23 protein-coding genes are annotated in these 22994 nt (G+C 29.6%); 17 read left to right on the top strand and 6 right to left on the bottom strand.

Going from position 1 to position 22994, the window contains the following annotated elements:
• The first annotated feature begins 247 nt into the window (after positions 1-247).
• Positions 248-1354, top strand: coding sequence for a Gfo/Idh/MocA family protein (locus JX287_RS04075; protein ID WP_204642400.1), 1107 nt, complete (start codon positions 248-250; stop codon positions 1352-1354).
• A 65-nt stretch (positions 1355-1419) separates the two neighbouring features.
• Here JX287_RS04075 and asd read toward each other — a convergent pair whose 3' ends face one another.
• From asd to thrC, 3 genes are all read right to left on the bottom strand, one after another.
• Entirely contained in the window at positions 1420-2496 is a 1077-nt protein-coding gene (gene asd, locus JX287_RS04070; protein ID WP_204642398.1) for an aspartate-semialdehyde dehydrogenase, read from the bottom strand.
• Positions 2497-2585: 89 nt separating this feature from the next.
• Positions 2586-3467, bottom strand: a complete 882-nt coding sequence (thrB, locus tag JX287_RS04065; protein ID WP_204642396.1) for a homoserine kinase — start codon at positions 3465-3467, stop codon at positions 2586-2588.
• A complete protein-coding gene (gene thrC / locus JX287_RS04060) occupies positions 3467-4939 on the bottom strand; it encodes a threonine synthase (protein ID WP_204642394.1) in 1473 nt (490 codons plus the stop codon). The genes thrB and thrC overlap by 1 nt, the downstream gene beginning before the upstream one ends.
• Before the next feature lie 260 nt (positions 4940-5199).
• On the opposite strand from thrC, the gene JX287_RS04055 reads away from it, so the two are divergent.
• From JX287_RS04055 to JX287_RS04045, 3 genes are all read left to right on the top strand, one after another.
• Positions 5200-6354, top strand: coding sequence for a homoserine dehydrogenase (locus tag JX287_RS04055; RefSeq protein WP_204642386.1), 1155 nt, complete (start codon positions 5200-5202; stop codon positions 6352-6354).
• Positions 6355-6492: 138 nt separating this feature from the next.
• Positions 6493-7800: an aspartate kinase gene (locus tag JX287_RS04050; protein WP_204642378.1), complete on the top strand. Its 1308-nt coding sequence runs from the start codon at positions 6493-6495 to the stop codon at positions 7798-7800.
• Between the two features lie 72 nt (positions 7801-7872).
• Positions 7873-8508 carry an NAD(P)H-dependent oxidoreductase gene (locus JX287_RS04045; protein WP_204642376.1) on the top strand — a complete coding sequence of 212 codons (636 nt, stop codon included), beginning with the start codon at positions 7873-7875 and terminating at the stop codon, positions 8506-8508.
• A 48-nt stretch (positions 8509-8556) separates the two neighbouring features.
• On the opposite strand, the gene JX287_RS04040 is transcribed toward JX287_RS04045, so the two are convergent.
• On the bottom strand, positions 8557-9192 hold the full coding sequence (locus JX287_RS04040; protein ID WP_204642375.1) for a YigZ family protein: 636 nt from the start codon (positions 9190-9192) through the stop codon (positions 8557-8559).
• Between the two features lie 154 nt (positions 9193-9346).
• On the opposite strand from JX287_RS04040, the gene JX287_RS04035 reads away from it, so the two are divergent.
• Genes JX287_RS04035 through JX287_RS04025 form a run of 3 tightly spaced genes read left to right on the top strand, consistent with a single transcriptional unit; the run spans position 9347 to position 11199 of the window.
• Positions 9347-9664: a PadR family transcriptional regulator gene (locus JX287_RS04035; RefSeq protein ID WP_060913527.1), complete on the top strand. Its 318-nt coding sequence runs from the start codon at positions 9347-9349 to the stop codon at positions 9662-9664.
• Entirely contained in the window at positions 9657-10265 is a 609-nt protein-coding gene (locus tag JX287_RS04030) for a DUF1700 domain-containing protein (RefSeq protein WP_204642373.1), read from the top strand. Before JX287_RS04035 ends, JX287_RS04030 begins: the two co-directional genes overlap by 8 nt.
• Positions 10258-11199 (top strand): DUF4097 family beta strand repeat-containing protein, encoded by a 942-nt coding sequence (locus JX287_RS04025; RefSeq protein ID WP_204642371.1) that lies wholly within the window; start codon positions 10258-10260, stop codon positions 11197-11199. The genes JX287_RS04030 and JX287_RS04025 overlap by 8 nt, the downstream gene beginning before the upstream one ends.
• A 112-nt stretch (positions 11200-11311) precedes the next feature.
• Here the strand turns inward: JX287_RS04025 and JX287_RS04020 are convergent, their stop codons facing one another.
• The gene (locus tag JX287_RS04020; protein ID WP_204642369.1) at positions 11312-12592 is read right to left on the bottom strand and encodes an LCP family protein; all 1281 of its coding nucleotides are present in this window, start codon (positions 12590-12592) and stop codon (positions 11312-11314) included.
• A gap of 187 nt (positions 12593-12779) precedes the next feature.
• On the opposite strand from JX287_RS04020, the gene mutM reads away from it, so the two are divergent.
• The 6 genes from mutM (at position 12780) to JX287_RS03990 (ending at position 16669) form a co-directional block, all read left to right on the top strand.
• Entirely contained in the window at positions 12780-13634 is an 855-nt protein-coding gene (gene mutM, locus JX287_RS04015; protein ID WP_204642367.1) for a bifunctional DNA-formamidopyrimidine glycosylase/DNA-(apurinic or apyrimidinic site) lyase, read from the top strand.
• A gap of 17 nt (positions 13635-13651) precedes the next feature.
• Positions 13652-14500, top strand: coding sequence for a YitT family protein (locus JX287_RS04010; RefSeq protein ID WP_204642365.1), 849 nt, complete (start codon positions 13652-13654; stop codon positions 14498-14500).
• A 70-nt stretch (positions 14501-14570) separates the two neighbouring features.
• A complete protein-coding gene (locus JX287_RS04005) occupies positions 14571-14903 on the top strand; it encodes a hypothetical protein (protein WP_204642363.1) in 333 nt (110 codons plus the stop codon).
• A 62-nt stretch (positions 14904-14965) separates the two neighbouring features.
• Positions 14966-15517, top strand: a complete 552-nt coding sequence (rnmV, locus tag JX287_RS04000) for a ribonuclease M5 (RefSeq protein ID WP_204642408.1) — start codon at positions 14966-14968, stop codon at positions 15515-15517.
• Complete coding sequence (gene rsmA / locus JX287_RS03995; RefSeq protein WP_204642361.1) at positions 15517-16377, top strand: 16S rRNA (adenine(1518)-N(6)/adenine(1519)-N(6))-dimethyltransferase RsmA; 861 nt, start codon at positions 15517-15519, stop codon at positions 16375-16377. Before rnmV ends, rsmA begins: the two co-directional genes overlap by 1 nt.
• A gap of 10 nt (positions 16378-16387) precedes the next feature.
• Positions 16388-16669: a nucleotide pyrophosphohydrolase gene (locus JX287_RS03990; protein ID WP_204642359.1), complete on the top strand. Its 282-nt coding sequence runs from the start codon at positions 16388-16390 to the stop codon at positions 16667-16669.
• Positions 16670-16780: 111 nt separating this feature from the next.
• Here JX287_RS03990 and JX287_RS03985 read toward each other — a convergent pair whose 3' ends face one another.
• Positions 16781-17998: an MFS transporter gene (locus JX287_RS03985; protein WP_204642357.1), complete on the bottom strand. Its 1218-nt coding sequence runs from the start codon at positions 17996-17998 to the stop codon at positions 16781-16783.
• A gap of 790 nt (positions 17999-18788) precedes the next feature.
• Here JX287_RS03985 and trpX point away from each other — a divergent pair.
• The 4 genes from trpX to JX287_RS03965 form a co-directional block, all read left to right on the top strand.
• Entirely contained in the window at positions 18789-19793 is a 1005-nt protein-coding gene (trpX, locus tag JX287_RS03980; RefSeq protein WP_003147243.1) for a tryptophan ABC transporter substrate-binding protein, read from the top strand.
• 150 nt (positions 19794-19943) lie between these two features.
• Positions 19944-20819 (top strand): ABC transporter permease, encoded by an 876-nt coding sequence (locus JX287_RS03975; RefSeq protein ID WP_204642355.1) that lies wholly within the window; start codon positions 19944-19946, stop codon positions 20817-20819.
• 3 nt (positions 20820-20822) lie between these two features.
• The gene (locus tag JX287_RS03970) at positions 20823-21596 is read left to right on the top strand and encodes an ABC transporter ATP-binding protein (protein ID WP_204642353.1); all 774 of its coding nucleotides are present in this window, start codon (positions 20823-20825) and stop codon (positions 21594-21596) included.
• A gap of 203 nt (positions 21597-21799) precedes the next feature.
• On the top strand, positions 21800-22994 hold a 1195-nt coding region (locus tag JX287_RS03965), incomplete at its 3' end, for an IS256 family transposase (protein WP_204642345.1).

Below are 22994 nucleotides of genomic sequence, written 5' to 3'. Positions count from 1 at the left end.
AATATCTATTTAAAAAAAAAGGAATCATAAGCTTAAAGCTCATGACCCTTCTCATCAGTCCTAAATTTTGAAGAACCAAATTAAGTTAGTAAATGAAATATATCAGATTTGCATTTAAAGATTTAAATTTATATTAAAATGAACAGAAAATAAATCTTTAAATTTGTATTAGTAAGTTGTATAATAAATATAAGGGAATAGAATATTATTTCTTAATTGTTTAGGAATATGAAAAGAGGATTTTATTATGACAAATTATGGAATTGTTGGATCAGGTTATTTCGGAGCAGATCTAGCTCGTTCATTAGAAAAAATAAAAGATGCGAAGGTGACTGCAGTTTTTGATCCGGAAAATGGAGAGAAAGTTTCTAAGGAGCTTAATACAAAAAATTGTTTGTCGTTGGAAGAGTTGGTTGGTCTAGATGAGGTAGATTGTGTTATCGTCGCAACACCGAGTAATTTACATCGTGAGCCAGTATTATTGGCCGCTAAGAATGGTAAACATGTATTCTGTGAAAAACCAATCGCTTTATCTTATGAAGATTGTAAGGTTATGGTTGAAACTTGTCGAGAAAATAATGTGATTTTTATGGCAGGTCATATTATGAACTTTTTTAATGGAGTACGTCACGCAAAAGAATTGATTAAGCAAGGGAAAATAGGAGATGTAATATTTTGTCATGCTGCAAGAACAGGATGGGAAGAAAAACAAGAAACTGTTTCTTGGAAAAAAATTCGATCACAGTCTGGAGGACACTTATATCATCACATTCATGAACTTGATTGTATTCAATTTATTATGGATGGTCTACCGGAGCAAGCAACTATGATAGGCGGAAATGTATGTCATGTCGGTGAAAATTTTGGTGATGAAGATGATTTCTTAATAGTTAATCTGGAATTTTCTAATAAACGATACGCAGTACTTGAATATGGGAATGCTTTTAGATGGGGTGAACACTATGTCCTTATAGAAGGTACAAAAGGAGCTATAAAATTAGATTTATATAATACTAAAGGTACTTTAAGAGTAGTAGGAGAAGGAGAGAGTTATTTCTTAATCCATGAATCAAAAGAAGAAGATGATGACAGAACGGCTATTTATACAGGTAGAGGAATGGACGGAGGAATAGCTTATGGAAATCCTAATGTACGTTGCCCTCTTTGGTTACAAAGCTGTATAGATAAAGAAATGTTGTATTTGCATAATATTTTGAATGGAGAAAAAGTATCAAAAGAATATGAAAAACTATTAAATGGTGTCGCAGCTCTAGAGTCAATTGCGACTGCTGATGCATGCACATTGTCTTTAAAAGAAAATAGAAAAGTAGAGATGAGAGAAATAGTAAAATAGAAACTAAGAGACTAATAATAACAAATACTCCAAGAGAAGTTCTCCTGGAGTATTGTTTTATAATATTAATCTAAGTATCCTAATTTTTTAATTAGTTCTGCAGTTAATACAGCTCCACCAGCTGCTCCACGTAATGTGTTATGAGAAAGTCCTACGAATTTGTAATCGAATAGGTTATCTTCACGTAAACGACCTACAGTAATTTGCATACCTTTTTCGTTGTCACGATCAAGCACTGGTTGTGGACGATCATTTTCTTCATAATATTTAATGAATGGAGTTGGTGCTAGTGGTAAGTCATGTTTAGCAATTTCAGGAACATGATTTTTAATTTTTTCAACTAAAGTTTCTAATCCTGGGTCATTTTCTAAATTGAATGATACACAAGCAAGGTGACCGTCAAGAACTGGAACACGAATACATTGAGCTGATAGTTTCATAGAATCATCTGGAACGATTTTTCCATCAACTACTTTACCAAAGATTTTAAGTGGTTCTTTTTCACTTTTTTCTTCTTCGCCACCGATATAAGGAATGATATTCTCAATCATTTCAGGCCATTCATTGAAAGTTTTTCCGCTTCCTGAGATAGCCTGGTAAGTGCAGATAGATGCTTCTTTAACACCGTATTCTTTAATTGCTTCAAAGATAGGAACATAACTTTGAATTGAACAGTTAGGTTTAGTAACGATAAATCCTTTTTTAGTTCCAAGACGCTCTCTTTGAGCTGGAAGAACATCTAGGTGAGCAGAGTTAATCTCTGGGATAATCATCGGTACATCGTCTTTGTTTCTATTTGCAGAGTTGTTAGAAACAACAACTACTTCACGTTTAGCATAGTCTTCTTCAAGTTTGATTAAAGCTTCTTTATCAAGGTTGATAGCGCAGAATACCATGTCAATTCCTTCAGAAACTTCGTCAATTTTATATAAGTCTTCAACAACTAACTCTTTTGTGTATTCAGGGATAGCGTGGTCTAATTTCCAACGGCTTTCCATAAGTTCTCCATATTTTTTACCAGCAGAACGAGGTGACGCTGCTAATTTAACTACGTCAAAGTATGGGTGATTTTCTAATAATACTAATAAACGTTGTCCTACCATTCCTGTTGCCCCTAATACGGCTACTCTTGATTTTTGCATAATAAATCTCTCCTTTATTTGTATAAAAATTATTTCAAAATGAACTCCTTCTCTGCAATAAAAGAAGAAGTTCAAAAATTATTAACATATTAATTTAGAACTACTGTTCCTTCTTTATCAACTTTTAGTAAAATTGCTTGCCAGTTGTATTTTAATTTAGCAAGTTCAGTTTTTATTTTTTCAATATTGTTAGTATTGCTAACGATATTCATTAATGTAGAACCACTTCCAGAAATGAAAAATGCTGAACTATCAATTTTTTCACAAATTTCTCTAACTTCGTGATATTCATGTATTATTTCTTTTCTGTAAGGTTCATGGATTTTATCTCCCATAACCTTATTAAGAAGTTCTAAGTCATAAGTTTCAAATGCCTTAATAACCGATCCGATACGTGATAATGAGTAGATTGCATCTTGAAGTTTAATTTCTTTTGGCATTACTTTTCTAGCTTCTTCAGTAGAAGTTTCGAAGTTTGGAATTAATGCTAGGAAGTTAAATCTTTCATCGACCTCATATTTTACAGTTACCGCTTCTTTACTATCGGTAGTACAAGATGAACTTAGACTTCCGAAAATAGCTGGTGAAACATTATCGGGATGCCCTTCGATTTCGTTAGCTATTGTAAAGATTTCTTGTTTATCAATAGGTGTATCAGTTAGTAAGTACGCACCGTATATACCAGCGACTACACAAGTAGAGCTACTACCTAAACCACGGCTAATCGGTACATCATTATCGATTGATATTCTAACACCTGAAATTTCTTTATTTAATTTTTTTAGTGTAGTTAGTAATGTTTGATAAACTAGGTTATTTTCATTTGAAAAACGTTCTTCAAATCCGACGAATTCTAGACCGCTGTCTAATTTTTCGAATTTAAAAGTAGTGTAAAGTGTTAAAGCAACACCAAGGCTATCAAATCCACATCCAACATTCGCAGAAGTGGCAGGTACACGAACACTTACCATTATAAATCACCTAGTTTCTCTAAGATGTATTTCTTCATATCTTCTTTATTAATTACATCTTTATGTCTAATTTCTTTTTTGTCAAGATCTCTTAAATTCTCAGGGATAACAACTTTTGTTTGTTCATGAAGTTTATTCATAAGAGTAAACTCATCTTCTCCGTGAGTTTCGAATAGTGAAGAGTAGACACTTTCAGTAAATTTGTATGGAGATGCTGTTGATAATACAATACTAGCATGCTCATTATTTAAATTATCAAGAAGAACTTTGTAAGCTACGGCAGTATGAGTATCTAATAGGTAGTTATCTTTTTCATAGACAGCTTTAATAGTTTCTTTAGTTTGTTCATCATCAGCAAATCCAGCTTGGAACTTGTCTTTTATCTTATCTAATACTTCACCGGTAACTTCAAAGCGACCAGTTTCTTTTAAGTCTTTCATAAGTTTAGCAATATATACGTTATCACAACCGCTAATGTAGTAAAGTAGACGCTCTAAGTTACTAGAAATTAAGATGTCCATACTTGGTGATACTGTTTTTAAGAAGTCTCTATTTTTATCATAAACACCAGTTGTTAAGAAATCATAAAGTACATTATTGTTATTACTTGCACAGATAAGTTTATTTACAGGTAAACCGATTTGTTCAGCGTAGTAACCAGCTAGAATATTACCGAAGTTACCAGTAGGTACTACAAAGTTTACTTTATCGTTTAATTTAATTTTGTTTGTATTTACTAAGTCTAAGTAAGAAACAACATAGTAAACTACTTGAGGGATAAGACGCCCGATATTGATTGAGTTTGCACTTGATAACTTAATGTTTTTAGAAAGTAATTCTTTTTTGAATTCTTCATCAACGAATAGTTCTTTAATCCCACTTTGAGCATCGTCAAAGTTTCCATGAATCGCACAAACTTTTGTATTCTTACCTTCTTGAGTTTGCATTTGTGTTTTTTGTACTGTACTTACACCATCATTAGGATAGAATACCATGATTTTTGTTCTATCTACATCCTTAAAACCTTCAAGAGCGGCTTTACCTGTATCTCCACTAGTCGCTGTTAAGATAAGAATATCATTTTTGTCTTCTACTTTTGTAAGTGCTGTTTTTGTTAATTGTGGAAGAAGTGATAGACCTACATCTTTAAATGCGCTAGTTGGTCCGTTGAATAATTCAAGAACATAGCTATCTTTTAATCCTACTAGAGGAGTAATGTTTTCATGAGAGAATTTACCTCTATATGCTTCTTCTACACATTTTTTAATTTCTTCATCGCTAAAGTCTACGAAAAGACGTAGCACGGCTTCAGCTACTTCATAGTAGCTTTTTCCGATTAATTTTTCTAAATCTAATTTATTTTTTCCTAAATCTCTTAAAACGAAAAGTCCGCCTTCTTCACTTAGTCCTTGAAGAATAGCTTCACTTGGATTTAATTTTCTATTAATATCTCTTGTACTTTCGTAAATCATCTAAAATCTCCTTGCTTTATCGTTGTATATATGATACAATGTTCTTTGTAAAAATACAAGTGTTTTTTTAAAAAAGAACTTAAAAATTTTTTATACCTTTAATTTTACACCAAAATTAATTATAAAAACAGTCAAAATATTCGAAAAATTGAAATTTTTTGAATATTTTTAGGTTGATATATTTGACATAAAAAAATTACTTGATAAACTTTTAACTATAATAATTGAAAATAAATAATGATCTTAGGAGGAAAAAAGTTATGAAAATTGCGATTTTGGGATATGGTACAGTAGGTAGTGGAGTATACGATATTATAACTAATGGTAAATCAGAAGAATTAAAGAAAATAGAAGTGAAGAGTGTATTCGCAAGAAGTCGTGATAAGATGCATCTTGCTACAGATGATATTAATGAAATTTTAAATGATGAAGAAATTTCAGTAGTAGTTGAGTGCTTAGGAGGATTAAATCCTGCGTACGATTTTATTAAAGGATCTTTAGAAAATGGTAAACATGTTGTTACAGCGAACAAAGCTGTGGCTGCGAAGCATTTAGATGAATTTGTTGCTTTAGCTGAGAAGAATAATGTTAAGTTTATTTTTGAAGCAAGCGTTGGTGGAGGAATTCCATGGCTTGTTAACTTAGAGAGAACTAGACGTGTTGATGAAGTAAAACGAGTGTATGGTATTTTTAATGGAACAAGTAACTATATCTTAGATAATATGTACAGAAATGATCAAGAATTTGATTCTACATTAAAAACTGCTCAAGATTTAGGATATGCAGAGGCTGATCCTAGTGCTGATGTAGATGGTGGAGATGTTGTTAACAAAATTATCTTGAGTAATGCACTTGCTTTTGACATTCATATTGAACCTGATTTCCCTACGTATTCTATGAGAAACATTACAAAAAATGATATTGATTACTTAAAAAAATATGACTTGGCTGTTAAATATATTGGAGAAACAAATGTAGAAAATGGGGAGTATGAAACATCTGTAATGCTTTCTATATTTGGAAAAGAATCTCAAGAAGCGGCTGTTCCTTTAAATAATAATATTATTACTTTAGATGGTTCTTTCATCGGAGAACTTAAGTTTTATGGACAAGGAGCAGGAAAACTTCCAACAGGAAATGCCATTGTTCAAGATATAGTAGATATAAATGAAGGTTCAACTCGAGTTGATGTAGTAATTAAGAATGATTTATCTTATTCAGAAGAATTAACTAGAAGAAATTATTTAGTTCGTTCATCAGTAGAATTATCAGGTGAATTAGTTGAAAGTGTTGAACAGTACAGAGAAAACTACTATGTAAGAACAAAAGAAATTTCATTAAAACAACTAAGTTCTTTAGTTGATGAAGTAAGAGAGAAAGACAGTAAATTTGTAGTTGCTAAGTTTCATAAATAATTAAAAATAAGTAATAAAGTGATTATTGAAAATAAATGTTAGATTTTTCAGAAAATTTATTGATTTTTCTACAGATAGTTATATAATATATATTAGTAATAAAAATACAAACAACATGAATTAGAAAAAGGAGTTAAGATGGTTAGAGTATCAAAATTTGGAGGAAGCTCGGTAGCAAGTGCCGAACAATTTAAAAAAGTTAAAAATATTGTAGAATTAGACGATGCACGTCGTTTTGTTGTAGTGAGTGCTGTTGGTAAGGCGGATAAAGAAGATAATAAGGTTACAGATTTACTATATTTATGCTATGCACACACTAAATACAATATAAATTTTGATAATATCTTTAAAATGATTGAAGATAAATTTATTGCTATTAAAAGTGAATTAAATTTAAAATTTGATATTGAAGGTGAACTTGCTAAATTAAAATCTGAAATTAGTAAAGGTATTGATGAAGAGTATTTAGTAAGCCGTGGTGAATATTTAACAGCTTTATTAATGGCAGAGTATTTAGGATATCACTTTGTAGATGCTAAAGACTTAATCTTTTATAACTACCAAGGTGAGATTGATTTTGAAAAAACTCAAACAGCCTTTGATGCTATTGTAAAAGAGTACGATCGTCTTCTTATTCCGGGGTTCTATGGAAGTAGACCAAATGGTGAAATTAAAATTATGACTCGTGGTGGAGGAGATGTTAGTGGAGCGATTGTTGCTAATATTGCAAATGCAAGTGTTTATGAAAACTGGACTGACGTATCTGGAATCTTAATGGCAGATCCTCGTATTATTGACAATCCACATGAGATTAAAGTAATTAGTTATACAGAACTTCGTGAACTTTCATATATGGGTGCAAGTGTTCTTCATGAAGAAGCAATCTTCCCAGTACGTGATAAAGACATTCCAATCCAAATTCGTAACACAAATGATCCAACAGCAGAAGGAACTATTATCTCAGATAATAAACATCTAGATGCGAAACAAATAGTTACAGGTATTGCAGGGAAAAAAGATTTCTCTATTATTACTATTAAAAAACGTCACATGGCAAATGAAGTTGGATTAATTGGTAAAGCTCTGAAAATTTTTGAAGACTTCAATGTTAGTATCGAGCACATTCCAAGTGGAATTGACTCATTCTCTGTGGTTGTTGAAACAGGTAATGTTAGACCATTTATTCATGAGTTAGTAGCTAAAATTAAAGCAGTTTTAGATGCGGATGAGGTAAATGTAACTCATGAGATTTCTCTAATTGCTACAGTTGGAGAAAAAATGAAAAATACAAAAGGACTATCTGGTAGATTATTCAAAGCACTAGGGGAAGCTGGAGTAAATATTGCACTAATTTCACAAACTAATGATGAGATTAACATTATCGTCGGTGTTCATAATGATGATTATGAAAAAACTATAAATACTATTTATTCAGAATTTAAATAATATTAATAGCTTCTTGTCTTACTTTAGATAAGGAGCTATTTCTTATAATGAATTATTCTTTGAGGTGAAAGTATGAAAATTTTACAGATTATGTGTCATCCAGATTTTGATGGAAAGCAGAGAATTACTAATATTTTAGCAAAAATTGGTGAAGAAAAATTAATAGAAGAAGGGTTTAACAATATCGAAAAGATAAATTTATATGATTCGAGTACTCACATTCCGATGATGGATAAGTTTATGTTTAATTATGGGGGAGTACAATTAACAGAAAAAGAACAACAGGATAAAATTAGACAAAAAGAATTATTAGAACAATGGAAGAGTGCTGAAGCAGTATTTATTTATATGCCACTTCACAATTTTAATGTAGTATCAAAATTTAAAGATTATATTGATAATATAATGATAGTAAATGAAACTTTTAAATGTGAGGTAGAGTCTTTAATAGGATTAGATGATTCTAATAAACAAATAACCTTCATTATAACTAGTGGGGGAGAATTTGATAAGCATATCCAATATACTAATTTAGACTTTGCAGTTCAATATGTACGAGGGGTATTTAGCATCCTAGGAATAGACAAGGTTAAAGTTATAAGAGTAGAGGGCTTGGATTTAGTATTCAATAATAAAGAAAAAATAGTAGAGAAGGGTATCTCTGATTTAAAAGAGTGGATAGATGAGTTTTCTAGTAGAAATAAATAATAAAGGTATAAGAGACCATGAAGTATGGTTTCTTGTACCTTCTTTCTTTTATTTAATATCAAATTCGAGTTGTTTTTCTTTTGAAGATAGAATTTTGAATTGACCGTTAGTTAGGTTAGCAATCCAATTTTCAAAGTTATCATAGTCTTCTTGCATTACATAAATTGTATAAACGATTTTGTCAGTGTATTCTAAGTTGTTCACGATAAAATTAGTTTTTCCAATTTCATATTCTATTTTTCCGTTTAAGCTGTAATCTAATTCTAGTCTAACTTCAAAAGCATCTTTTCTTTCTACCAATATTGCATTTTTTAGCGCGTTAATTACTCCACCACCATATGCACGAACTAAACCACCAGTTCCTAGCTTAGTTCCCCCGTAGTATCTGATAACTGTGGCACAGACATTTTTTATTTCGTTTTTCACCAGTACATCTAACATTGGAGCTCCAGCAGTTCCACTAGGTTCTCCGTCATCATTAGCACGAGTTATTTCGTTATTATCACCAACTACATAGCATGAGCAAACATGTGTAGCATCGTAGTGTTTTTTCTTCATTTTTTGAATAAACTCTCGAGCTTCTTCTTCGCTAGTAATTCTTATAAGATGAGTAATGAATGTAGATTTTTTCTCTACAAATTCATCGTATGAATCTTCTTTGATTGTAATAAATTTTTTCGTCATAGTACCTCCTTTGTAATTTATAATTTGCTGAATTTACTATATTAATTATGATGTATTATAAATAAAATGTCAATAATTAGAATATATTTCTCATTATACTACTTGACAAATTATACTATGTAATGTATAGTATTATGTGAAAGGAGATATTTGTATGGAAGCTCAATTAAAAAGAGGTTTATTGGAAATATGTGTTCTTGCTACTTTACGTAATTCTGAATCATATGGGTATAAAATTATAAAAGATGTTTCAAATGTAATTCCTATATCGGAATCAACGTTATATCCAATCTTAAAACGCTTGGAAGCAAACGATTGTGTTACCTCATATTCGGTAGAACATAATAGTAGATTAAGAAAATATTATAAAATTACAGATGTTGGTCTCAATAAAATTCAGGAATTTCTTATCGACTGGAAAGTAATAAGTAATGCACATAAATATATATTAGGAGATGAAAAATATGAATAAGACACAGTTCTGCGCTCTTTTGGGAAATAAATTAAAACCTTATTTATCGCCAAAAGAGATATATAAAACACTCAATTTTTTCGAAGAAATGATTGATGATCGTATTGATGAGGGCTTAAGTGAAGAAGAAGCTGTATCGCAATTAGGGGATATTAATATCATCGTTGATCAGATTTTAGATGAACATAATATTGGGAAAAAACAAACAAAACTAGTATGGAGGTTTATACCTCGAAAAATCCCTACAGAGCTCGGCTTTATTATTACCGTATTATTATTTCCTGCTTGGATAACTATATTTTCTCTAGTCGCTAGTCTTTTTATAGTTATTCTGTCTATAATATTTAGTATTGTACTTTCTATTATAGCTATTTTCATTGGTGGAATCTTATTAATATTAAAATCCCCATTTTATCTTATTTATGAAAGAAATATTTCGTATTTCTTAGATACTTTAGGATTTGGATTTGTTATTTCAGGGGCTGGTTTAATTGGTATTTACTGGTTGATAAAAATATATAAAAAATTACGTCAAAATGATATAAACATCAGAACAATTTTTGTGAAGATTTTCAAAAAAGAGGTGTATATAAATGAATAAATTCATAAAAATTGCTGTTAGCTTTATAATTTTTGGAATAGTATTGATTGGATTAGCAACTTACTTAAATAATGGTCATATACCTAGATTTTCTTCTAATTCTGAGAAAAAGAATTATACTGTCTCAATTAATGATGTTAAAAATTTAGATTTAGAAATTATTGATTCTGATGTAATCATAGAAGAGAATACTGATTCTAAAAATATGGAAATAGAATACTATACTGCTCTAGAACGTAAAGTTAATATAGAGCACATAGGAAATAAGTTATCTATAAAAGAAAATAAAAATATTGTGGGTATTAATTTTAATTTCTTTACTGAAAAAAGAAAATTTATTATCAGAATACCTAAGTCTTCTAATATCGATATTAATTCGGAAAATAAAATAGGTAATTTTATTATAAAAGATCTAGATATTAAATCTCTTATGATAAATAGTAAAATTGGTGATGTATATCTAACTAATACTTCAATTTCTGATACGGAAATTAAGTTGGCAACTGGAAATTTAAAAATAGATAATTTAAAAAGTAAGAATAGTTCTCTAAAAATAAATGTTGCTACAGGAAATGTTAAATTAAATAATATTAATGATTTAAAAGATATTATTGTTGATAATGAAACAGGAGATACAGAGTTGTCATCATCAACAATAAAAGATATTAATATAACTAATAAACTAGGAAATATTGAGGTAAGTAATCTTCCTAGTGAAAGTTCAGACAATATTAATTTAAAAACAACTACTGGTAATATTATTTTAAGTAATCTTACTGCAAATAATTCTATTATTCTTAAGACAACAGAAGGTAATATTATAGCTGAATTAAGTGATGAAGAATCAAATTTTACAAATAGCTCAAATAAAAAGAAACAATTATTCACATCTTCAAATACTGGAACTGTAAATGTAAAATTTTCAAATAAATAATTAATATCCCATCAAAAATAGTTTTTGATGGGATATTAATTATTTATTCTTGGTTATTATTTACACCGGTATTTTGATGGGTATTTGTAGTACCTACGCCGGTTGTATTATTTTAATGTTGACCACTATTGTTGGTAGTGTTTTCAGTATTACCCTTTTCATCGGGTCTATTTTCGTTACTTACTGTTATATCATTTTTTAAATCTTCTTTTGAAAGCTGTTCAGGCAGATTGATTAGTAAATCTTCATGTGACATTACTGTAAGTGCGACTTGAGGATATATAGTTTTTGGTAATAGATTATTTATTCGATATGTTTTTAAGCCTATATTTATATGTCCTTGATAATAAATATTTAATAGGTCTTTTGCTTTCGGTAATGGTAAATCTAAATTATCTCTTAACACTGATGATGCGTATAATAGAGATAGTGGACGTGGATAATAGTAATACACACCGTTATACATTACATCGTATCCATCGATTCTGTGTGAAACGATTTGAATATCATCATTAAAGAACATTTTTATCGCTGAAGAGATTTCTGTTGATGACAGATTATGTTCTACATTATCACCTGCGATATTAATTACATCGTTAATTTTAGTTAAAGCGTTTAAGCTTTTTGCTTTGTCAATAAGAGCGTGGATAGCTTGAAGTTGACGTTGTCCACGTTCAATATCACTATCGTAATATCTACTACGAGCAAATGCAAGAGCTTGTTCACCGTTTAGAGTGTGCCAACCTTTTTTCAATTTAACAGTATTTTCTTCCCCGTTAGCATTTTGTTCATCCATATCAAATGGTACATATAAATCAATTCCTCCAAACGCATCGACTGTTTGTTCAAAGGCTTTGAAGTTAATTAGTACGTAGAAGTTGATAGGTGTATTTAATAAGTTTTCTACAGCGTTTGTTGTTCCTTTTACATCATTGTATGCATGAGCATGTGTAATTTTATCGTAGAAATATGCACTATTATTATTCTCGTCATCTTTTTCACGCATTAAAGCAAGAGAATCACGAGGAATACTAACCATGTCCATACGTTTTTTATCTTTGTTAACAGTTGCTAAAATCATAGAGTCTGTTCTACTATCTGCTCGTGTTTGCCCTTGAGCCTTACGATCATCGTTCATATCTATTCCTAAAATTAGTACTGAAAATTTCTTGAAGTTAGGATCAACTTCTTTTAAGTAATCAACTTTTTTGTATCCTCTGTGAGTTGAATTATAGAAGTTGAAAAATGTGTATGCGGCAAAAGCTCCTGTTCCTAAAAATAGTAGTGCTAGAACTGTAAATATTATTTTTTTAAAACCTCTTTTTTTAGGAGAGCGTTTATTGTTTCTTGACCCAGAACTGAGTCTATCTCTTCTAGATATTCTTTCTTTCATTTAATATAATCCCTTCTATACATTATAACTCTATCATTATACTACAAATTTCAATTTAATGCTATTAATAAAGATAGAAAGTTAGATTTATTTATATAAAAATAGAAGAAGTATCTGAAGAGAAATCTTTGAATTTTTTAAATAATTGTATTAAAATAAAAAGTAAGTTTAAAAATAGGAGTACATTATGCCAGAATTACCAGAGGTTGAGAATATAAAGTTCGGTCTTGAAGAAGTAGTAATAAATAAACAAATTCTAGATATAAAATATTCGAGTGTAGTAAAAGAAAGTCATAAATTAAATAAAATGGCTATAGTTAAACAAGATATTGAGTATTTTTCAGAAAATGTTATAGGTAAAAAAATAGAAAAATTATCTCGTAGAGGGAAATATTTATATTTTACTTTAAATGAAGGATATATTATCACACATTTTGGAATGACGGGAGCATTTTTTTTAGTAAAAGATATAGCAGAAATTATTAATAAAAACTACTTCAAGCATCAACATGTAATCTTTGAATTATCAACTGGAGAAAAATTAGTCTACAGTGATATTAGAAGATTTGGCGAACTTAGATACATAGAAGATGTAACGAAATTTAAACCTTTTGTTAATCTCGCTCCAGAACCGTTTGATAAAAAAGCTAAAAAATATTTTCTAGATAAATTAGCTGAAAATAAATATAAGGATCAGTCGATAAAGGCTCTTCTTCTTGAAGGAAATGTATTTTGTGGATGTGGTAACATTTATGATTGTGAAGTGTTATATCGTCAAAAAATACATCCTTTAACTAAGGCTAGTGAACTTTCTAAAAAGAAAAAAGAAAGTTTATTTAAAGAATTAGTTGATATTTTAGATCTAGCGATAAGAGAGGGTGGATCTACAATTTCAGATTATGTTCATACTGATGGTGGAGAAGGAAACATGCAAAATTTTCATCAGATTTATGGAAAGAAAGTTTGTCCATTAGGTCATGATGTAGAAAATGTTACAATAAAAGGTCGTTCTAGTCATTTTTGTCCTATTTGCCAAAAATAAAATAAAAAGGAGAATCAATGGAAAGCAAAATAGAGTTTTTTAAAAAATACATTAGCATAATTATAGGGTCATTAATTTTTGCAGTGGGGTTAGAATTTTTCTTAATTCCCAATAATATATTAGATGGAGGAGTAATTGGTGTATCAATTATTGCCCGCCATTATGTAGGATTACCACTGGGGTTATTTATCTTCATTTTCAACATCCCATTTTTATATTTAGGATACAAGCAGATTGGTAAAGGATTTTCAATAGCTTCTATTTTTGGAATTGTTATTCTTTCTGTAGCTACATCATACTTCCATAGTATTCCACCACTAGTTACGGATCCATTTTTAGCCTGTATCTTCGGTGGGATAATATTAGGAATAGGGGTCGGATTAGTTATTAGAAATGGGGGTACATTAGATGGTAGTGAGATGTTCTCAATCTATGCTACTAAAAAATTACCGATTTCTGTAGGTGAAATGGTTCTTGGAATAAATGTTGTTATCTTTATCGCATCTGGATTTGTTTTCACATGGGAAGCAGCATTATATTCTATGATAAGTTATTTCATTGCATCTAAAGTTATGGATATTGTTATTGAGGGACTAAACGATTCTAAATCTGTTATGGTTATTACAAGTAATTATCAAGTAATAAGTCAAGAAATCCAAGATAGACTCGGTCGTGGTGTGACTTTATTACATGGTGAAGGTGGTTATTCAGGAAATGAAACAAAAATTATATTTTGTGTAATAACTCGTATTGAAGAATCAAAACTAAAAAAAATTGTATTTAAAAATGATAAGAATGCCTTTCTATCGATTGGAACAGTTAGTGAAGTCAGTGGAGCTAACTTCAAGAAAAAAGATATACACTAATAAACATTCCTTTGTAGTATTTTCTGCAAAGGATTTTTTGTGTTATAATGACTATAAAGAGGTGGTAGTTATGGAAGAATTATATAATTATCTTATTAAGAGTGAGAAAGTTTATTTGTTAGAAAGAAGAAAAATAGTTAAATGGTGGCATATACTATTTGACTTTGTTGGATTTCTATATTTTTGGGGAGAATATGGAAAAGATAAGACTTATGATTGTTACTTAGTTAAGTTTGAAAAACATTGGGAAATACTAGTGTGTAAAAAAGGAAAAGCACTAGAAAAAATTAAGCTTAAAGAGAAATTTGAATTGAAAAAGAAATTTCTTTGTGGAGACTATAAATACACAGTTCATCATGAAATTACGCATGAAATATACAACTATTTGAAATATTCATGCTAGCATGAGCAAAATATGTCTAAATATGTTATAATAGACTGATGAATTTTTTAAAGGATAATAAAATGAAAATCAAAGAAATAATAGTAGTAGAAGGAAGAGATGATACCAATAGGGTTAAAGAAGCAATAGATTGCGATACATTTGAAACTAATGGCTCTGCCCTTACTAAGAAAAAAATAGAACGATTAATCTTTTTAGAAAAAACAAGAGGATTAATAGTTTTAACAGATCCTGATTATGCAGGAAAAAGAATTAGAAGTATAATAGAAAAAAATATTCCTACGGCAAAACATGCATATATATCAAATAAAAAGGCCGTTGATAGTAAAGGGAAAATTGGAATAGAAGCTGCGAGTAAAGAAGATATTATAGCGGCTATAAAAAATCATTACACACCGATGGATGAGGTGAAAAATGATATTACTAATGAAATATTAATAGAATTAGGTTTGGTAGGAGGATCTACTTCTAAAGTTCTAAGAGAAGAACTTTGTGAAAAATTAAATATAGGTTATACTAATGCCAAACAATTATTAAACAAACTTAATATGTATAATATTTCTAAAGAACGTTTATTAGACGAGATGACAAAAATAAGTAAAGGATTAAAATAATGATAGGAACACCTAAGAAAACTTTTGAGATACTAAAAAGACATGGCTTTACATTTAAGAAAAGCTTAGGACAAAACTTCTTAATAGATGCGAATATCTTAAATAGAATCGTTGATGGAGCGGGAGTAAATGAAAATGTAGGAGTAATAGAAATAGGGCCTGGGATAGGTTCTCTTACAGAAGCATTGGCCAAAAAAGCTAAAAAAGTAATTTCATTTGAAATTGACGGTAGACTTTTACCGATTTTATCTGAGACACTTGCAGATTATCCTAATGTTGAGATTATCAATAATGATATTTTAAAAGTCGATGTTGATAAAATAATCGCTGAGAAGATGTCAGATTGTGAAAAAATAATGGTAGTAGCTAACTTACCTTATTACATTACTACACCAATTTTAACTCACTTAATAGAAAATACTGAGAAAATTGATGGTTATGTAGTTATGATGCAAAAAGAGGTTGCTAATAGACTAAATGCTAAGGTAGGAACAAAAGATTATAACTCACTAACAATTTTATTAAATTACTATACAGATGTTGAGTATTTATTTACTGTACCAAAAAAAGTATTTGTACCAGCACCGAATGTTGAGAGTGCAGTTGTGAAAATTATGACAAAAGAAATTCGCGAATTTGAAACTGAGGCTAAATTCTTTAAATTTGTGCGCTCATGTTTTGTACAACGTAGAAAAACTTTATTAAATAACTTAATTTCAAGTTATGGTAAGGATAAAAAGCAAGATTTACAAAATGCTTGTGTAGATAGTGATATTGAACCGGGAAGAAGAAGTGAAACTTTAACTTTAGCAGAATTCTATAATTTATATAATAATTTAACAAATAATAGTTTAATCTAAGAGGTAAAAGATGAAAGAATTAAAAACTATAATAACAGAGTTTCGAGAAAAAAGAGGTTGGGGAGAGTACGATACTTTAGAAAGATTTTCTAAAAGTATATCAATAGAAGCGGCAGAATTACTAGAACATTTTCAATGGAGTGAAGAGGGGGATAATATACAAGAGATAAAAGATGAACTCGCAGATGTACTAATTTATGCTCTAGCAATGTGTTATCATCTTAATGAAGATCCTAAAAAGATTATAAAAGAAAAGTTAGTAGATGTCGCAAGACGTTATCCAGAAAAATAAAAATTAAAAGAGGAGTGATACAGTATCATTCCTCTTTTGTTATGAATAATAATTAGTTATAAAAAAAAGTAGCCCTTAATTGAGGGATACTTTTTAATGTTTTTAATATTACTATCGACTAGTTTTAGTTTTTAGCACTGGTACTTCTTTACCTTTGTAGAACATAGCGTAAAGAACAGTTACTCCAATTGTTACTATTGCACAAAGGATGTAAATTCCTCTGTATGATAAGATTCCTTGAACTGTACCTAGTGCATATGGTCCAAATCCAAGACCAAGGTCTAATCCGATGAAGTATGTAGATAATGCAATACCTACTTTAGTAGAATCAACAAGTTTTAAACAAACTGCTTGTCCATTTGACATGAATGTTCCATATCCTAAACCGATTAAAGCACCAGAGAATAATAACATGAAGCTACCGTTTGTGAAACTTAACATTAATAATCCTAATGTTAAGAATACAAAACTTGGATACATAACTGCATTTTCACCACGTGCATCAAATACGCGTCCTGCGAATGGACGAGTAACTGTAACGATAAGAGCATATACTACAAAGAAGAATGCCCCAGCAGTAGATAAGTTTAAGCTATCAGCGTAGATAGATAAGAATCCTAATACACTAGAGTAAGCTAAACCAACTAGGAATGCTACAGTAGAGATGAATAATACTTTGTATTCAATAAATGTATTTAAAGCCCAGCTGTTTAATAATTCTTTTTGTTTTTCGTCTAATTCAATATTTTGAACTGGGAATAAGAAACAAGCAATTGTAACTGCTACAGATAATACGATTGCTAAAATAATAACTGCATTAAATCCTGTAATAGGAAGTAATAACATACCGATAAATGGTCCGATTGCAGCTGCTAAACTTGTACTTAATCCGTAGTAGTTGATACCTTCACCGTTACGAGATTTAGGAATGTAAGTTGTAACTATTGCATTAGCTGCAGTTGAGATAGTTCCATAAGCAAATCCATTTAAGAAACGAACAGTATCTAAAATAACAATATTAGATGAAATTAGGTAAGCTGCTGTTGTGATTAAATAGATTAATGCTCCAAAACGTAAAATTTTTTTACGACCAACAATTTCTAATTTTTTCCCAATATAAAGTCTAGCAACAAGTGTACCGATAATATAAATACCAGCGGCAAATCCTGCTTGAGCAGCAGTTGCCCCTAATTGAGAAGTTGCATATTTAGCTGTAATAACTACGAAACAGTAATAAATTAAAAATACGATAAAATTAATTGTAGTTATTGTTATAAATCCTTTATTAAATAATTTGTCTTTTTCTTCTATAGCTATCTGGCTATCCATAAAAATTCTCCTAACTTACTTTTTTAATAACATATATATATCATACTCCTCTGAAAAATCATTTTCAAGTACAAATTTTCATGAAAATGATATATTTTCAATTTTATTTTCATGTAAAATACTATTTATTATAATTAATAATAAATGACGGTATAACAGTAATTCAAAAGATTATATATGTGTATTAATATATATAAATAAATATATTAGGTATGAAAACGAATTATTTTCATAAGTTTCAAAAATGATTAAGAAAACACCTTAGTTTTTATAGTACAGAAAATATACATAAAACACCTTTAATATCTTTTTAATATTTTTTTTGAAAATATTCGTATTTACTATTTTCTTTGCAAGCTGAAAATTCAAAGGTATTAATAATCTTAGATGAATTGTCAGAATCTTTTAATTTTTTTTGAAAAATATCTTGACAATAAAAAAAACTGTTGCTATAATGTAAACAAGAATTAAACGTAAAGGAGAAAAAAAGATTTATGAAACTGTATCAAGTTGACACGCTACAATTAAATATTCGTTGGCAAAGCCACTAGATACTGAGTCGATCTTGTTTCTTTTTAACATAGATACGACTCTCAGGTGAGAAGTAAGTATCTATGTGGATTATTTGTGATGAAAAAAATGAGACCACATAGAAATATCTAGGTGGTTTTTTATATTAAAAAAATGTCGAGGGACCACTAGATATTATGCTAGTGGTCTTTTTCTATAGATACGCTTCTAAATTTTGATTACAAAAAATATTATTAAAGTAAAAAAGGAGATTATTAAAATGAAAATAAATAAAATTTTTGTAGCATTTGCGGTATTATTAGTTTGTGTATTAGGTTATGGTTACTTCTCTAGTAAGAAAGGTGAAGATACTAAAAAAGTTGATAATAAAGAGGTAAAAGTAGGGGTACTTCAATTACTTAGTCACCCAGCTCTTGATCAAATTTATAAAGGTTTAGAAGATGGACTTAAAAAAGAAGGATATGAAGTTGGTAAGAATTTAAAAATTGATCTTCAAAATGCTCAAGGTGATCAAAGTAACTTAGCGAGTATGGGTCAAAAACTAGTTACAGATAACAACGATATTTTAGTAGGTATTACAACACCAGCTACTTTATCTCTATCAAACGCAACTAAAGATAAACCAATTATCATGGGTGGTATTACTTATCCAGTTGAAGCAGGATTAATTAAAGCTGAAGATAAACCAGGAAACAATATTACTGGTGTTAGTGATAGAACTCCAATTAAACAACAACTTGAAATCATGAAAAAAGTATTACCTAACATGAAAAAAGTTGGTATTCTATACACAGCAAGTGAAGATAACTCTGTAAAACAAGCTCAAGAAGCTGAAAAATTAGCTAAAGAATTAGGATTAGAAGTTAAAGTATCAACAGTAGCGAATACAAATGATATTCAACAAGTAACAGAAAGCCTTGCTTCACAAACTGATGCAATTTTTGTACCAATCGATAACACAATCGCTAGTGCAATGGCAACAGTAGTAAAAGTAACAGACGCTAAAAAAATTCCAGTATTCCCATCTGCAGATACAATGGTAGCTGATGGAGGACTTTTAGGACTAGGTGTTGACCAATATCAAATCGGTGTTGAAACAGCAAAAGTTGTTGCTAAAGTATTAAAAGGTGCAGATACTAAAGATATGCCAATCGTACTTGCGAATGAGGGTGTAATTTACCTAAATGAAGCAAAAGCAAAACAATTAGGAATCGAAATTCCAAAAGAAATTAAAGATAAAGCAAAAGTAGTAGATAAAAAATAACATTATTGATATTATATTATTAACAAACTATTTTAGGAAGTAAATATATTAAAGGAGCGGCTCATAAAATCGTTATTATAAATAGTTGTTTATGAGTCGCTCTAAATTATATAATATTAATTTAGGGGAAAAATAAAAAAGAGGTGTAAAATGGATTTATTTATTTCAGCGATTTCACAAGGAATGCTGTGGGGAATATTATCGCTTGGATTATTTATTAGTTTTAGAGTATTAAATATTGCAGATATGACTACTGAGGGTGCGTATCCATTAGGAGCTGCGGTATGCGTAATCTGTATACATAATGGAATTAATCCCATTATTGCTACATTAATTTCTATAGTAGCAGGAATGTTAGCAGGACTTGTAACAGGATTTTTAATTACTGTTTGTAAAATACCAAGTTTACTTGCAGGGATTCTAACAATGACTGCATTATTATCAGTGAATCTTAGAATTATGGGAAGACCAAATTTAAGTTTAATCAATAAAGATACGATTTTCAGTAAAATTCAGGGGTTAAACTTACCAACTCATTATGATACTGTACTTGTTGGAATTATTCTTTCTGGATTAATTATCTTAGCTATGTCTTTATTCTTTTCAACAGAATTAGGTCAGAGTTTAATTGCAACAGGAGATAATGAAAAGATGGCAACAGCTTTAGGTATTTCTACTAAATCGATGACGATTTTAGGATTAATGCTTGCTAACGGAATAATTTCTTTAGCTGGTGCGATTTTAGCACAAAATAATGGTTATTCAGATGTTAATAGTGGAATTGGAGTTATAGTTGTAGCTTTAGCAGCGATTATTATAGGAGAAGTAATCTTTAAGGATGTAACTTTTACAACAAGATTAATATGTGTAATTTGTGGTGCGATTATTTATAGATTATTACTAGTTGGAGTGTTAAAATTAAATATTATTGGAGCTAATGATTTCAAATTAGTTTCAGCTTTAGTAATAGCTTTATTCTTAACATTACCTCAATTAAAACTAAAAGCTAAGAGAAAGGATGTATAGCTCATGTCATTTATAAAAATTAATAAAATAGATAAAACGTTCTTTCCAGGTACGATTAGAGAACAACATGCATTAAAAAATGTTAGTCTAGAAATTAAAGATGGTGATTTTATCACTATTCTTGGTGGAAATGGAGCGGGGAAATCAACTTTTCTTAATGCACTAGCAGGTTCTTTTTCACTAGATGGTGGTGAGATTTTAATTGAAGGAAAAGATGTAAGTAGTATAGTAGAACATAAGAGAGCAGGATTTATCAGCAGAGTTTTCCAAAATCCTTTAGATGGAACAGCTCCCCGTATGACTGTTGCACAAAATATGTCTTTAGCACTTCGTCGAGGAAAAGTGAGAGGATTTAAGCCTGGAACTACTAAAGAAGATAGAGAACTATTTAAAAAGTTATTAGCAACTTTAGACTTAGGTCTTGAAGATAGATTAGATAGTGAAATGGGTCTATTATCTGGAGGTCAACGTCAAGCTATAGCTCTTTTAATGGCAACTATGGCTACTCCAAAACTTTTACTTCTTGATGAACATACGGCGGCACTAGATCCAAAAACTCAGAAGAAAATAATGGAGCTTACTCGACAAAAGATTGAAGAAAAGAAATTAACAGCTTTAATGATAACTCACAATATTCAAGATGCGGTAAAATATGGGAACAGAATAATAGTTCTTCACAGAGGAGAATTAGTTCGAGATATTAGCAAGGAAGAAAAAGAAAAACTAGATGCAAAAGCATTATATGAATTACTTTATAATCTTGAAGAAAATGAATAAAAGTTGATAGAGTCTTGTAAATTAAGGCTCTATTTATTTTACTTTCCGTTGATATATCATACATTAAATAAACATTTTTAAGATAGTGTATAATATTTTGTGTAAACAGAAAAGTCAAGAGGAATAGTAAAAAAGACATAGAAAAAAGAGACTCCTAGGTGTAAAATAAAGTTAACCACAACTCATTACGAAAGGAATCTCTCATGAATAATAATAACACAAAATTAGTAAATGCACTACTAAAAGGAGAAGATATTTCAGAAATATTTAGAGCTGAAGTAGAAAAAGCTATTAATACAGTATTAGAAGCTGAACTTACAGGATTTCTAAATTATGAAAAACATTCTGTAGAAGGATATAATACAGGAAATTCAAGAAATGGAAGTTATTCAAAAACAATATATAGTGAGTATGGGAAACTGTCAATAAAAGTCCCAAGAGATAGAAATAGTGAATTTACACCTCAAACCCTAGTACCATATAAAAGAAACACACAAAATTTAGAAGAAACAATAATATTACTGTATAAAAGAGGTATGACTACAAGAGAAATAGGTAAAATTGTAGAACAATTGTATGGACACTATTATTCACCACAAACAATAAGTGTTATAACTAAACAATTAGATGAAAAAGTTAAAGAATACCATTCAAGAAAAATAACAAAAGATTATGCGGTAGTATATGCAGATTCAACATATATTAGTGTAAAAAGGGGAACAGTAGGAAAAGAAGCGCTACATATATTAATAGGAATAACAATAAGCGGAGAAAAAGAAATCCTATCATATGAATTATTTCCAATAGAATCACCAGAAAACTATAAAAATATGTTAGAAGATCTTAAGAAAAGAGGTTTAAATAAAGTATTATTGTTTGTCACAGATGGATTAAAAGGAATAAAAGAAAAGCTTGAAGAAGCATTTCCTAAAGCGAAGTATCAAACATGTTGGACACATGTAATAAGAAATGTTTTACTAAAAGTAAGAACAAAAGATAAAGCAGAAATATCAGAAGATTTAAAAGCAGTGTATCAAGCATCGACAAAAGATGAGGCTGAAAAGAATCTAGTATTATTTATAGATAAATACAAAGAAAAATACCCCAAAGTAACAAACAGTCTATTAGATGTTAGAGATTGTTTGTTTACATATTATTTATTTCCAAAATCAATAAGAAGAAGTATTTATACAACAAATATAATAGAAAATTATAATAAACACTTAAAAAAAGGGATAAAGAAAAAAGAACAATTCCCTAATGAGCGATCATTAAACAGATATGTTTGTGTATCAGCATGTGAATATAACGTAAAATATGCAGATATATCGCACTACGGTTTTAGTATGGCGAAAGAAGAATTAGAGAATATGAAAGAAGAAAAAAAAAAATATATAT

Source organism: Gemella haemolysans (genome assembly GCF_901873445.1).
GTDB lineage: Bacteria > Bacillota > Bacilli > Staphylococcales > Gemellaceae > Gemella > Gemella haemolysans_C.
The sequence above is the reverse complement of the archived record's forward strand: the minus strand, read 5'-3'. Positions and strand labels throughout refer to the sequence as shown.